Consider the following 13,491-nt stretch of genomic DNA (forward strand, 5'->3'; position numbering starts at 1 on the left):
ACGATGGGACCACCATGACGACGCCGTCCACCCGCACCGTTCCGACCACCAGGGCCTGGATCATCGCGGTGTTCGTGGTGTTCACCCTGTCCGGGCTCGACATCGCGACGTGGCTCGGCCGGATCCCGAGCGTCCGCGACTCATTGGGCGCGAGCACGTTCGAGATGGGTCTGCTCGTCCTGGGCATGGCCGTCGGTTCCATCGGTGGCCTGACCTTCGCCGGCCACATCGTCGCCAAGCTCGGCGCACGGCGCGGGATCCAGATCGCCGCCGCCTGCCTGGCGCTCGGCATGGTCTTCGCCGGCATCGCCGTCACACTCGGGTGGGGCTTCGCCGCCATCTGGATCGCCCTGATCGCCTTCGGGTTCGGCAACGGCCTGTGCGACGTGTCGATGAACGTGTCCGGTGCCGCAGCCGAGAAGGCCGGCGGGCGCACGATCATGCCGCTGTTCCACGCAGCATTCAGCCTCGGCACGCTGGCCGGCGCCGGGCTCGGTGCCCTCGCCGAGCGGCTCGAGATCCCGGTCTCCGTGCACTTCATCGTGCTGGTCGTCATCACGAGCGCCGTGATGCTCGTCGCCGTCACGAAGTTCCAGGACGAGCACCGCTTCGCCGAGCAGGTCTCCACCGACACCAGCCCGGTCGCGACGCCGCTCACCCGCATGCAGGTCTGGGCACAGCCGTCCACGATCTTGATCGGCGTGATCGTGCTCGGCATGGCCCTGGCCGAGGGCTCCGCGAACGACTGGCTGCCGCTCGCGATGATCGACGGCCACGGGCTCGACAACGCTGCCGGCGCCGGGGTGCTCACGGTGTTCCTCGCCGCGATGACCGTCGGCCGCGTCGCCGGCAGCCCCCTCATCGACAAGTTCGGGCGCGTCCCGATCCTGCGCATCAGCGCCGCCGTCGCGGTGGTCGGCCTCGGCATGCTCATCTTCATCGACAACGTGCCGCTCGCGATCGTCGGCGTCGTGCTCTGGGGCCTCGGTGCCAGCCTCGGCTTCCCGATGGGCATGTCGGCCGCCGCCGACGACCCCCGCACCGCCGCCGCGAAGGTCAGTGCCGTCGCGACCATCGGGTACGTGGCGTTCCTGGCCGGGCCGCCCCTCATCGGGTTCCTCGGCGAGCACGTCGGACTGCTCGGTGCGCTCCTGGTCGTCTTCGTGTTCATCATCGCGGCGGGACTCGCGTCGGGTGCCGCCCGTGAGACCGGCGCCGCCGCCAGGCCGACCCGCGGGGGCGGCGACGGACACGGCGGGGGCGAGCCGCGCCTCCCGGCCGACAGCGCTGACCACGCCGACAACGCTGACAACGCGACGAGCGCTGCCAACGCAACCAGCGCTGCCGACGCGACGAGCGCGCCGTCCGGGTCGGGACGCGACGCCCGTTAGGCTTCCCGGGTGCGTCTCGTCATCGCCCGCTGCTCCGTCGACTACGCCGGACGGCTCTCCGCCCACCTGCCGCTCGCGACCCGTCTGCTCATGCTCAAGGCGGACGGCTCGCTGCTCGTGCACTCCGACGGTGGCAGCTACAAGCCGCTGAACTGGATGAGCCCGCCGTGCTCGATCGAGATGAGCGAGCCCGACGAGGAGCAGGCCGTCGGTGGCATCACCGAGGTCTGGACGGTGACGCAGAAGAAGACCCAGGACCGCCTCATCGTGTCCATCCACGAGGTCATCGCGGACCAGACCCACGACCTCGGCGTCGACCCGGGCCTGGTGAAGGACGGGGTCGAGGCGCACCTGCAGCAGCTCCTCGCGGAGCAGATCGAACTGCTCGGCGACGGCCACACGCTGGTCCGCCGCGAGTACATGACCGCCATCGGGCCGGTCGACATCCTGGCGCGCGACGACGCCGGCGCGAGCGTCGCGGTCGAGATGAAGCGCAACGCCAACATCGACGCGGTCGAGCAGCTCACGCGCTACCTCGAGCTCATGAACCGCGATCCGCACCTGCGGCCGGTGCAGGGCGTGCTCGCGGCGCAGACGGTGGCGCCGCAGGCGCGCACCCTCGCCGAGGACCGCGGCATCCGCGTTCTCGTGCTCGACTACGACGCGATGCGCGGCATCGAGGGCGGGCACACCCGCCTGTTCTGAGCGCGGTCGCGGCGCAGCGCGTTGATGCGTTGCCCGCCGCCCGACCGGGAGGCCCGGCGCACGTCCGACCCGTCGCCCACGGCACCCGGGTGGTCCCGTCGACCGCCGCAGGTAGGGTGGGCAGGACATGACCAGCCCGTTCTCCGCCATCCTGTTCGACCTCGACGGCACCATCAGCGACTCCGCGCCGGGCATCCTCGAGAGCCTGACGCACACCTTCCGCACCGTCGGCGTCCCGGTGCCCGACCACGACACCCTGATGTCGTTCGTCGGCCCGCCGATCATGGACACGTTCCGGGTCGCGATGGGCATGGACGAGGCGCAGGCGGAGCACACCCTCGCTGTGTACCGCGAGCACTACTTCTCGCACGGCGCCCTCGACTCGACGATGTTCCCCGGCATCGACGTCGTGCTCCGCACCCTGCACGACGCCGGGCTGCCGATCTCGACCGCGACGAGCAAGCCCGAGACGCCGGCGACGTACATCCTCGAGCACTACGGGCTCACCGGCGACATCGACATCATCACGGGCGCCAGCGACGACGAGGTCCGGTCGAGCAAGGCCGACGTCGTCGAAGAAGCCCTGCGCCGCCTCGACGCCCGCGGGTTCGACATCAGCCGTCCGGTGCTCATCGGCGACCGGGTGCACGACATCGAGGGCGCCACGGTGCACGGTGTCCCGGTGGTCTTCGCCGAGTGGGGGTACGGCTCCCCCGCCGAGGCTGAGGGCACCATCGCCACGGCCGCCACCCCGCTCGACCTGCTCCCGATCCTGCTGCCGTGACGGGCGGGACCGACGCGACGAGCGGGACCGACGCGACGAGCGGTCGCGGCCGGATCGGCGCGACGCGGCAGGGGCTGCGTGCCGCCGCGTGGGTGCTGCCCGCCGCCATCGTCCTCATCGCACTGAACTTCCGCGGGCCGATCGTCGCGACGGCCCCGGTCATCGGCGACGTCCGGCTCGACCTCGGCCTGACGTCCACGATCGCCGGGCTGCTGACGACGATCCCCGTGCTCTGCTTCGCCCTGGCGACGCCGTTCGCCAGCTGGGTCATCGCGAAGGCCGACCCCGAGCGTGCGGTGTCCCTGTCGCTCGTCATCGTGCTCGCCGGCACCGTGGTCCGTTCGATGCCGTCGTCGGCCGCACTGCTCATCGGCACCGCGGTGATCGGCATCGGCATCACGATCGGCAACGTGGTGATCCCCGTCGTCATCCGGCGGGACACCTCGCCGGAACGCGTCGGCCTGGTCACCGGCGTCTACACGTCGGCGCTCAACGTCGGGTCGATGATCACGTCGCTCGCGACCGCTCCCCTGGCGGCGCTGTGGGGCTGGCCCATCGCCATCGCCGTGTGGGCGGTCTTCGCGGTCATCGCCGGGTTCGCCTGGACGTACGCGGTGGGTGCCCGGGCCGCGTGGCGCCGCCCGGTGCGCTCGGACGACGACGAACCCCTGCCGATCACCGGGCCGATCGACCAGGTGCTCGACACCGGGGCGATCCGGACGATCCGCGCCGACCGGGCCGCGGCGGCCGCCGCTGCCACCGCCGCCGAGCCGGTCCGCCCCGCTCGACGACTCATCACGTGGGGGCTCACGCTGGCCTTCGGCGGCCAGGCGTTCTCGTACTACGCCCTGACCGCCTGGATCCCGACCCTGCTGCACGACGAGATCGGCTTCTCGAAGGCGTCGTCCGGGGCGAGCTCGTCGGTGTTCCAGATCCTGGCCGTGGTCGGTGCGCTCGGGGTCCCGCTGCTCGCGGCGAAGTGGCGGCCGGCGGCGATCATCGCGCTCGTCGGGACGCTGTGGTTGGCGATGCCGCTCGGGCTGCTGTTCGCCCCGCAGCTCTGGCTGCTGTGGTCGGTGCTCGGCGGCGCGGCCCAGGGCGGCGGCATCACCGTGATCTTCATCGTGATCGTGCGGATCGTGTCGAGCGACGCCGATGCCCGTCGGATGTCCGCGTTCGTGCAGGGCGGCGGGTACCTGATCGGTTCGGCCGGACCGCTCGTCGCCGGGGCGCTGCACGGTGCGACCGGCGACTGGACGGCACCGCTGCTCGTCGTGCTCGTGTCGGTCCTGACGCTCGGGGTCGTCGGCACGATCGCCGCGCGCCGCGTGTCCTGAGCGGCGGGGGCCGCGCTGCGCTTCCTCGCGCTGCGCTGCGCTACCGCGCGGCGAGCACCTCGCGCAGGGACATCGGACGCTGGCCCGTGATGCGTTCGACGTCGCCGGACACGTGCGCAAGCGCCCCCTCGGCGATCGCCGTGTAGGTGCTCACCCACGCATCGGCCTGCCACGGCGCGGGGTTCCACTGCGCCCGAGACGCGTACGCCTCGTCCAACGTCTCCGGGTGGTAGGTCACCGTGCGGCCGCGCACCTCGGACACCACCGCAGCGGCTTCGGCGAGTGTGATCGCCGCGGGCCCGGTCAGCTCGTAGGTGCTGTCCACGTGCGCACCCGGGTCCCGCAACACGGCCGTCGCGACCCGTGCGACGTCCGCACGTGCGACCGCCGCCATGGCGCCGTCGCCTGCCGGCCCGCGGATCACGCCGTCCTCGCCGACCAGGTCCTCGACGAAGTCCAGGTAGAAGCTGTCCCGCAGGAACGTGTACGCCGTGTCGGTCGCGCGGATCGCCTGCTCGGTCGCCCAGTGGTCGCGCCCGAGGGTGAAGGTCGCGTCCTCGGCCGCGCCGAGGAACGACGTGTAGACGACGTGTCGCACGCCGGCTTCGGCAGCTGCTGCGACGAAGGTGCGGTGCTGGTCGAGCCGGTCCTCGGCCTCGGCCGCCGACACCATCAGGAGCACGTCGACCCCCTCGAGCGCCGCGCGGCTGGCGTCGGCGTCGGCGAACGTCGCGACCGCGACCTCGGCGCCCTGCAACTCCGGGGCGCGCGCTGCGTCGCGCACGATCATCCGGAACGGAACGCCGTCCGCGGCGAGCGCGCGCGCGACGGTGCCCCCGATGTTGCCGGTCGCTCCGGTGATGGCGATGGTCATGGTCGCTCCTTCGTTCGGTGTCACGTCGTTCTGATGGTCACGTCCGAACCGTCCTGGAGGCACGGATCACCGTGGGCGCGACCCTCGCCGCGTTCACGCCGTCGACCTCCACCGCCCACGCGCGCGCCGCGTCGTGGTCGCGTCCGTGACGCATGTGCCGACCGACCAGGCGGTCGACCCGCACCCCGTCGTCGACGGCGCAGAACCAGGTCTCGGTGAACAGGTCGCCGAGCGCTGCCCACGGTTCGGCGTCGTCGAGCAGGTAGTTCCCCTCGGACACCACGAGCCGGGCGGTCGGCGGGACGGCGATGCTGCCGGCGACGGGCTCGTCGATGCGGCGGTCGAAGTCCGGCGCCCACACGGTGGTGTCGGCAGCGACGAGTCGTCGGACCAGGGCGACGTAGCCGTCGGCGTCGAAGGTGTCGACTGCGCCCTTGCGGTCGTGCCGGCCGAGGGCGTCGAGCGCGGCGTTCGACAGGTGGAAGCCGTCCATCGGCACCTGCACCGCCGTGCCGGCCCCGAGTCGCTCGTCGACGGCGGCGACCACGCGGCGGGCCAGGGTCGACTTGCCGGCACCGGGAGCACCCGCGATGCCGAGCACTGCCCGTGGCCCCGCCGAGGCCAGCTCGACCGCACGCTCGACGGCGTCGTCGACGCTGCTGTCCGGGTGGCTCACGGCCCCATCCTGGCAGAGCGCGCCGACACCGGGTCGGGGTGGTTCACTGGCGGCATGGTCGATGCGACGAAGGCGTTCAGCGGGTTCTCGGTGCGGGACGTCCCGGAGGCGAAGGCGTTCTACCAGGACGTCCTGGGGGTCGAGGTCACCGAGGACCACGGCATGCTCTTCCTGCAGCTCGGCGACGGCCACGGTGTCCTCGTCTACCCGAAGGGCCCTGCGCACGAACCGGCTGCCTTCACGGTGCTGAACTTCCCGGTGCCGGACGTCGACGCCGCGGTGGACGAGCTCACCGAGAAGGGCGTCGCGTTCCTGCAGTACGAGGGGATGACCGACGAGAAGGGCGTGAACCGCAAGGGCGGCCCGCTCATCGCCTGGTTCACCGACCCGTCGGGCAACGTCCTGAGCGTCCTCGCCGAGTAGCGAGTCGCGTCAGCGGGTGAGCGCGCCCGCCCACGCCAGTGCGACGGGCACGAGCAGCCCGTGCCGGTGGTGCGGGAGTTCGGCGATGGGCAGCCAGCGCGACTCGTCCGTCGACCCGTCGACCTCGTCGCGCAGTGCGCCCCCGACGACCGTCGCGCGGAACACGACCTGCACGGCCTTCATCGGGCGCCCGTTGGCGTGGATCCGGCGCTCGGCGGGGACGACGTGGTGCCGGACGCCGAGCAGGGCGCCGACCTCGGACTCGTACCCGGTCTCCTCGCGGACCTCGCGCACGACGGCCTGCTCGACGGTCTCGTCGAACTCGACGCCGCCGCCCGGCAACGTCCACGTGCCGGCTTCGGGGAAGCGCAGCTTCGCCAGGAGCACCCGGTCACCGTCCGTGATCACGCCGTACGCGGCGAGCCGGGTGTCGTAGTCGGTGTACTCCATGGGCCGACCATGCCAGGTGGGCGAGCCGACGCACGCAAGCCGCGCCGTGCCTCCTGTCCGTGCTCCCGCTCGGAGTCCTCAGGCGTCGACGCGCGCTGCCGCCCAACCGACTCGCATCCGCGCGACGGCGCGGTCGAAGCCGCTCAGCGGCTCGGCGTCGTCGCGGACCATCGCCTGCAGCTGCAGCCCCTCGAACAGTGCCATGAGCTGCTCGGCTGCGTGCCGGGGCGAGGCGCCGCGCGGTTCACGGACCAGGGCGAGGGTGAGGTCCTCGAACGCCCGGGTGTACTGGGTGCGGAACCACCCGGCTGCGGGGTGGCCGGGGTTCGACGCGGCGCTGAGCACGGCGATCCGGAGCCGGACGAGGGCCGGGTCCGTGATGCCGGCCTCGAGCCGGGCGCGCAGGTACGCGACGGCACCGTCTCGTTCGGCGACGGGCCACAGCGCGAGTCGGCTGCCGTTGTTCCACCGGTCGATGACGGCGACGACGAGGAGTTCCCACATCGGGAACGCTCGGCCGACCTCGGCGACCGGCACCCCGGCGTGCTCGGCGACCTCGTCCGGTCCGACCCGATGGAAGTCCGTCGCGCGGTACGCCTCGATCGCACCGGACACGATGCGTGCACGGAGATCGGCGTCGGGCGTGGGCATGCTGACGATTGTCCGGTCCCGGGGGAGACCACGCGACCGCCAGTTCAGGGGGCGCGGAGACGGTCAGTGCCGATCGAAGGTCAGCGTCTCGTCGTCCGGGGCGGTGACGGCACCGGTCCGGGCGAACTCGGCCCAGATCGCACGGAAGGCCCGGCCGCGCCGCTCGACCTCGGGCCAGTCGCGCTCGGGGACGAAGCGGGTGCCTGCCCAGGCCTCGCGGCCGCCGAGCAGCAGCGGCAGGTCGCTCATGTGGACGGCGCCGGTCGGCACGGTGGTCACGCCACGGAGGAGCCGGTAGGACGTCGCCCGCCCACCGGCTCGACGGTGCCGCGCCGTGAAGCGTCGGACGTCGCGGCCGTAGATGACGTCGGAGAGCGGACGGACCACCCACCAGCGGAGCGCCGGGCGCAGGATCCGCGACCGGGCGACCCGCGACAGACCGCGGACCAACGGCACGTACATGCCGGTCTCGTCCGTCGCGGAACCGATCAGGACGTCGACGTCGGGAGCGACCCGGCTCCAGGCCGCGTCGAGGTCGCGTTCTGGGGGCAACGGGGCGAACCCGTACTGGGTGCCGAACGGCATCCCGCCCGCGAGTCCGTACGGCGCGGCTGCACGGGTCCCGAGGGCCTGCCGTTCGAGCAGGTCGTCGAGCGGAGTGTCGGCGTGCACGGCACCGACGGCCCGGATCATCGCGCGGTTCATCCGGGACCGACCGCGGGACAACCCGAGCGGTGCGCTCTGGATGATCGCTCGGCGGAACAGCCCGGCCGCGCCGTCGCTGATCATCAGGTGGGCTGTTGCGTCGCCGCCGGCGGACTGCCCGAACACCGTGACGAGGTCGGGGTCGCCACCGAACGCGGCGATGTTCGCCTGCACCCAGCGGAGCGACTCGAGCAGGTCGAACAGCCCCAGGTTCGCCGGGATCGACGCCCCGTCGCCCAGGAACCCGAGGACTCCGAGCCGGAAGGTCACCGAGACCACGACCACGCGCTGCTCGGTCACGAGGTCGCGGGCGTCGTAGATCGGTAGGTCGCCGCCGCCGATGACGTACGAGCCGCCGTGGATCCAGACCATGACGGGCAGGCGCTCGTCGGGTGCCACGTCGGCGGGCAGGGTGATCGACAGGCGCTGGCAGTGCTCGTCGATGGTGATGTCCTCGACCGGGTCGAGCAGCTGGTCGACGAACTGGGCGTGCGGCTGCGGTGCCACGGGCGACGGGGTCGACGCGTGCAGTTCACTCGTGAAGGGCGGCATCGGCTCCGGCCGCGCGAACCGGTCGGCCCGTGCGTACGGGACCCCGAGCACGCGCACCACGGTGCCGTCGACCGTCCCGACGATCCGGCCGGCCGGGGTGTCGAACGGGGCAGGCGTCGCGTCGAGCATGGGCTCCACGCTACCGAGGGTCGCTGACCCGCTCGTGGGTCGGCTCGGCGACCGGACGCAGCGATCCGGATGCGGCGAAGGCGGCCACGAAGAGCACGGCGATCAACCAGAGTGCGCTGAGCGCGCCGACCTGCTCGGCGATCGCGCCGATGACGGGCGGGCCGGCGAAGTTCGCGAAGTACCCGATCGACGCGACGACGCTGACCCGGGCAGCCGGGTTCGGGCCGCTCTGCGCCGCTGCCGACATGCCGAGGGGGAACCCCATCGAGACGCCGACCGCCCAGAGGACCACGCCGATGAGCGTGAGCCACCAGGTCGTGCCGACGATGAACAGGACGGCGCCGAGGATGCCGAGCGCGGTCGTCCAGCGGACCGTCCGGACCCGTCCGAGTCGATCGACGACGGGGCCGGCGAAGACGCGCGTCGCGGCCTCGGACACCGCGAACACGGTGAAGAAGAGCGCGCCGACCGTCGCCGTCTGGCCGTGTCCGTCGGTGGCCGCGAGGGCGAGCCAGTTGTTCGCCGACCCCTCGCCGAGTTCGACGCCGAGCATCACGACGCCGATCAGCAGGAGTCGGACGTCCGCCCAGCCACGCGCCCACTGCCGCAGGCGCTGCCGCGGGGTGAGCGTCGTGTCGTGCTCCTCGGCGCGCGTGCCGTCCGGGATCGCGCGCATCGCGATCACGCCGACCACCAGGATGACGACGGCCTCACCGATCAACTGGGCCGAGGGGGTGATGCCCAGCCACGCGCAGAGGGCGGCGATCCCGGCGCCGAGGGCCGCGCCTCCCGACCAGGCGGCGTGCATCAACGGGAGCAGCGTGCGACCGGCGAGCGCCTCGATCGCCGTGCCCTCGACGTTCGCCATGACGTCGAGCGCGCCGATCCCGGCACCCGCGATGACGAACCCGACGCTCGCGAGCGGCACGGAGTGCAGCGCGGCGGCGACGCCGATGAGCGCCAGTGCGGCGGGGACCAGGACGGCGACCGCCGTCAGGGCACGTCGGCCGCCCAGGCGCCGGAGCAGCGGGGCGGCGCTGAGCAGGCCCCCGATCGAGCCGATCGTGACACCGCCGAGCATGAGGCCGATGGTGCCGATGTCGACACCGAGTTCGACGCGGAGCTCCGGGAGCCGTGGACCCCAACCCGCCAGGCTGATCCCGCCGATGGCGAACGCGACGATGATCGCGTTCCGCCACCCGGCGAGCTGGCTGCGGTCCACGTCGACCCCGGAGGTGTGCATCCGGCTATCGAACCCGCTTGATGGGGATCACCACAAGGGCACCGATGATGGCGATCGCGCCGGCGGCCCAGCACATGAGCGTGTAGTTGTCGGCGGCGTCGCCCGACCCGATCTTCAGGAAGAACAGTGCGACGGCCGGAGCGAGCGACTGCGGCAGCGCGTTCGCGATGTTGATGACCCCGAGGTCCTTGCCGGGGCGGTCGGCGTTCGGCAGCACGTCGACGACGAGCGCGGTGTCGATGGCCGAGTAGATGCCGTACGCGAAGCCCATGATGACCTCGGCCACGTAGAAGCCGTTCACGGTGTCGGCGTGCGCGAGCACGACCAGGCCGACGGCGAACATCGCCGTCGAACCGCCGACGAAGACCTTGCGACGGCCGATCTTGTCGGATGCCCAGCCGGACAGTGCCGCGCTGACCAGGAGCGCGATCGTGTAGAGCAGCACACCGAAGGCGACCGCCGCGGTGGCCTCCTTCGCGTCCTCGATGCCGAGGTGCTTCTCCATGTAGAGCAGTCGGTAGGTCGTGAACATGAAGGTGGCGAAGATGATCAGGAAGCGCGACCACCAGGCGAATGCGAAGTCCGGGTTCTTGATCGGGTTCGTCCAGAACGAGGCGATGAGGTTCAGGAACGTGAACTTCTTCAGCTTGTACGTCGGCAGGTCGTCACGGGCGACCACGGCGTACACCGCGACGAGGATGATCGCCAGGATGCCGGGCGCGATGAACAGCACGGGCAGGTTCGCGACGAAGAACACCGACAGGTAGGTGCCGGCGAGCACGGCGATGTTCTGCGCGAGGGCGATGATGCTCGACGAGCGGCCGCGCTGCAGCTGGGGGACGTTGTCGGCGAAGCTCGCGAGCAGGGTGGCCAGCGTCGCGTTGGCGGCGAGCTGGGCGAGGAGCCAGGCCAACGTCAGGTTCAGGACGTCGGGCGAGTAGGCGATCCAGGCGAGGGCGATCGCGAAGACGACGACACCGCTCAGCAGCCAGGGCCGACGACGACCCCAGCGGGTGCGGGTGCGGTCGGACAGCGCGCCGGCGAGGGGGTTCATGATGAGCGCACCGAACGCGCCGATCGGCAGCACCGAGCCGATGACGTTCGCCGCGTCGTCACCGACCAGGGCCTGCGCCTTGAGCTGCATGCTGACGTAGACCGGTGCCATGAGTGCGACGAAGAGGCCGAACTGCCCGAGGAACAGGGCGATCTGGTAGCCGACGCCCACCTTCACGGTGCTGATCGGCTGTGTGATGCCCTCTTCGGGGTGCAACAGTGCCGGGCTGCCGGGTTCGGGTGTGCTCATGACGCCTCCTTGAGTCGATGCTGGTGACCAAAACCATCCTCTGCACGGTTTTGACTGGCTGAGCATACATCGACAGGTGTCGTTCATGTACCGACGTGCGACACGAGAGGACGCAAAAACTACACACCGGGTGGTTTTTGGGGTAGCGTCGTCATCGATCTCGCCGTGGAGCATCGCTCCTCGACGGACTGCGACACCCGGTGCTGTGCCACCTGGGTGCCGCGACACCCAGACAGGACCGAAGGAGCCTTGAGCAATGCCCACCACTTCTGTGCAGCTGTACTCGCTGCGAGACGCCATCGCCGAAGACCTCGACAAGGCCATCGCCCGCGTCGCCGAGATCGGGTACGAGAACGTCGAGCCCTACGCGTTCGTCGAGCGTGCCGCGGACCTCGAGCGCGCCTTCGCCGCGACCGGCCTCAAGGCACCGTCCGGCCACGTCGCCGTGATCGACGCCGAGGACACCGCCCCGATCTGGGACGCCGCCGAGCGCCTCGGGATCCAGACGGTCATCGACCCGTTCATCCCGACCGACCGCTGGCAGACCGCCGACGACGTCGCGAAGATCGCCGAGCGCGTCAACGTCCTGACCGCCGAGGCAGCCTCGCGCGGCCTGAAGTTCGGCTACCACAACCACCAGTGGGAGTTCACGAACAAGGTCGACGGCCGCACGGTCTACGACCACTTCGTGTCGCAGATCAGCCCGGAGACGGTGCTCGAGCTCGACACCTTCTGGGCGACCGTCGGCGGCGCCGACGCCCCCGCCGTGCTGCGGGCACTCGGCAACCGCGTCGTCGCCATCCACGTCAAGGACGGCAAGGTCGACGGCGACATCCTCACCGCGCTGCCCTCGTCGGAGAGCGCGCTCGTCGTGCCCGAGGCGCTGCAGCGTGCGTTCGAGAACCAGACCCCCGCGGGCCAGGGCGACGTGAACGTGGCGGGCATCCTCGCCGCGGCGCCGCAGGCCATCCGCGTCGTCGAGTTCGACGCCTACTCGGGCGACGTCTTCCAGGGCATCACCGAGTCCCTCGCATGGCTGAAGGACAACGACAAGTGAGCCGCATCGGAGTCGGCATCATCGGTGCGGGGAACATCTCGGACCAGTACCTGACGAACCTGACCCAGTTCGCCGACGTCGAGGTCCTGATGGTCGCCGACCTCATCCTCGAGCGCGCCGCGTCGCAGGCCGAGAAGTACGGTGTCCCCGCGTCCGGCACGGTCGAGGAGCTCCTCGCCCGCGACGACATCCAGATCGTGGTGAACATCACGATCCCCGCCGAGCACGCCAAGGTCGGCCAGCAGATCATCGCTGCCGGCAAGCACACCTGGAGCGAGAAGCCCGTCGCGACCAACGCGGAGGACGCGCAGGCGCTCCTCGCCGCGGCCGAGGCTGCCGGTGTCCGCTACGCCACCGCGCCCGACACCGTCCTCGGTGCCGGCATCCAGACCGCCATCCGCGCCATCGCCCGCGGCGACATCGGCACGCCGCTCACCGCGACGACGATGTTCCACGTGCCCGGACCGGACCAGTGGCACCCGGACCCCGAGTTCCTGTACGCCCAGGGCGCCGGTCCGCTGTTCGACATCGGGCCGTACTACGTCACGACGCTCCTGCACGCCTTCGGCGCCGCCTCGCGTGTTCAGGCCGTGTCGTCGAAGTCCCGCGAGACGCGCGTGATCGGTTCCGGCCCCCGCGCCGGCACCGAGTTCGCCGTCGAGGTGCCCACGCACCACGCAGCGCTCATCTCGTTCGAGGGTGGCCAGTCGGCGCAGACGACCCTGTCGTTCCAGCACGCGCTGCCCCGCAACGGCTTCGTCGAGATCAACGGCTCCGAGGGCACCATCGTGCTGCCGGACCCGAACGTCTTCGACGGTGACAGCACGCTGTGGACGCTCGGCAAGGACGAGCCGACCACGCTGACGCACAAGGGCTCCACCTGGGGTCGCGGCACGGGTGTCGTCGAGCTGGCCCGCGCGATCGCCGAGGGCCGCCCGGAGCGCGCCTCCGGTGCCGTCGCCTCGCACGCGCTGGACGTCATGCTCGGCATCCGCGACGCCGCCGAGTCGGGTCAGTCCGTCGAGATCACCTCGTCGATCGACCCGATCCAGCCGCTCCCCGAGGACTTCGACCCCGCCGCCGCGGTCCTCGCCGAGGCCGCGAACGCGTAGTCACGTCGTGCGTCGCGCACCGCGCCGCACCTGGTGAGCAGGAATGGTCGGGTCCCGAACGGGGACCCGACCATTTCTGCTCACGAAGCGCACGCGCAC

14 protein-coding genes are annotated in these 13,491 nt (G+C 71.4%); 7 read left to right on the plus strand and 7 right to left on the minus strand.

The annotated features are described in order from the left end of the window. Window positions 1-14 precede the first annotated feature (14 nt). From OGL88_RS00175 to OGL88_RS00190, 4 genes are all read left to right on the plus strand, one after another. Complete coding sequence (locus OGL88_RS00175) at window positions 15-1,391, plus strand: MFS transporter (RefSeq protein WP_263055111.1); 1,377 nt, start codon at window positions 15-17, stop codon at window positions 1,389-1,391. A 9-nt stretch (window positions 1,392-1,400) separates the two neighbouring features. Then, window positions 1,401-2,096 carry an endonuclease NucS gene (gene nucS / locus OGL88_RS00180; protein WP_123311144.1) on the plus strand — a complete coding sequence of 232 codons (696 nt, stop codon included), beginning with the start codon at window positions 1,401-1,403 and terminating at the stop codon, window positions 2,094-2,096. Window positions 2,097-2,223: 127 nt separating this feature from the next. Next, window positions 2,224-2,880 (plus strand): HAD hydrolase-like protein, encoded by a 657-nt coding sequence (locus tag OGL88_RS00185; RefSeq protein WP_263055112.1) that lies wholly within the window; start codon window positions 2,224-2,226, stop codon window positions 2,878-2,880. Beyond that, entirely contained in the window at window positions 2,877-4,217 is a 1,341-nt protein-coding gene (locus OGL88_RS00190) for an MFS transporter (protein ID WP_263055113.1), read from the plus strand. The genes OGL88_RS00185 and OGL88_RS00190 overlap by 4 nt, the downstream gene beginning before the upstream one ends. A gap of 40 nt (window positions 4,218-4,257) precedes the next feature. Here OGL88_RS00190 and OGL88_RS00195 read toward each other — a convergent pair whose 3' ends face one another. Further along, window positions 4,258-5,091 carry an SDR family oxidoreductase gene (locus tag OGL88_RS00195; RefSeq protein WP_263055114.1) on the minus strand — a complete coding sequence of 278 codons (834 nt, stop codon included), beginning with the start codon at window positions 5,089-5,091 and terminating at the stop codon, window positions 4,258-4,260. A gap of 37 nt (window positions 5,092-5,128) precedes the next feature. Next, entirely contained in the window at window positions 5,129-5,767 is a 639-nt protein-coding gene (locus tag OGL88_RS00200) for a nucleoside/nucleotide kinase family protein (RefSeq protein WP_131878042.1), read from the minus strand. 54 nt (window positions 5,768-5,821) lie between these two features. Here OGL88_RS00200 and OGL88_RS00205 point away from each other — a divergent pair, with 54 nt between their 5' ends. Beyond that, window positions 5,822-6,190 (plus strand): VOC family protein, encoded by a 369-nt coding sequence (locus OGL88_RS00205; RefSeq protein ID WP_240347509.1) that lies wholly within the window; start codon window positions 5,822-5,824, stop codon window positions 6,188-6,190. Window positions 6,191-6,199: 9 nt separating this feature from the next. On the opposite strand, the gene OGL88_RS00210 is transcribed toward OGL88_RS00205, so the two are convergent. The 5 genes from OGL88_RS00210 to OGL88_RS00230 form a co-directional block, all read right to left on the minus strand. Further along, on the minus strand, window positions 6,200-6,640 hold the full coding sequence (locus OGL88_RS00210; protein ID WP_123311152.1) for an NUDIX hydrolase: 441 nt from the start codon (window positions 6,638-6,640) through the stop codon (window positions 6,200-6,202). A 78-nt stretch (window positions 6,641-6,718) separates the two neighbouring features. Beyond that, window positions 6,719-7,291, minus strand: a complete 573-nt coding sequence (locus OGL88_RS00215) for a TetR/AcrR family transcriptional regulator (protein ID WP_263055115.1) — start codon at window positions 7,289-7,291, stop codon at window positions 6,719-6,721. A gap of 63 nt (window positions 7,292-7,354) precedes the next feature. Then, window positions 7,355-8,677 (minus strand): carboxylesterase family protein, encoded by a 1,323-nt coding sequence (locus OGL88_RS00220; protein WP_263055116.1) that lies wholly within the window; start codon window positions 8,675-8,677, stop codon window positions 7,355-7,357. Window positions 8,678-8,687: 10 nt separating this feature from the next. Next, window positions 8,688-9,920, minus strand: a complete 1,233-nt coding sequence (locus OGL88_RS00225; RefSeq protein WP_263055117.1) for an MFS transporter — start codon at window positions 9,918-9,920, stop codon at window positions 8,688-8,690. 4 nt (window positions 9,921-9,924) lie between these two features. After that, a complete protein-coding gene (locus tag OGL88_RS00230; RefSeq protein ID WP_263055118.1) occupies window positions 9,925-11,223 on the minus strand; it encodes an MFS transporter in 1,299 nt (432 codons plus the stop codon). Window positions 11,224-11,479: 256 nt separating this feature from the next. Here OGL88_RS00230 and OGL88_RS00235 point away from each other — a divergent pair, with 256 nt between their 5' ends. After that, entirely contained in the window at window positions 11,480-12,280 is an 801-nt protein-coding gene (locus tag OGL88_RS00235) for a sugar phosphate isomerase/epimerase family protein (protein ID WP_263055119.1), read from the plus strand. Beyond that, a complete protein-coding gene (locus OGL88_RS00240) occupies window positions 12,256-13,392 on the plus strand; it encodes a Gfo/Idh/MocA family protein (RefSeq protein WP_263089309.1) in 1,137 nt (378 codons plus the stop codon). Before OGL88_RS00235 ends, OGL88_RS00240 begins: the two co-directional genes overlap by 25 nt. Window positions 13,393-13,491 lie beyond the last annotated feature (99 nt).

The organism is Curtobacterium sp. RIT-PI-V (assembly GCF_025642935.1).
Lineage (GTDB): Bacteria > Actinomycetota > Actinomycetes > Actinomycetales > Microbacteriaceae > Curtobacterium.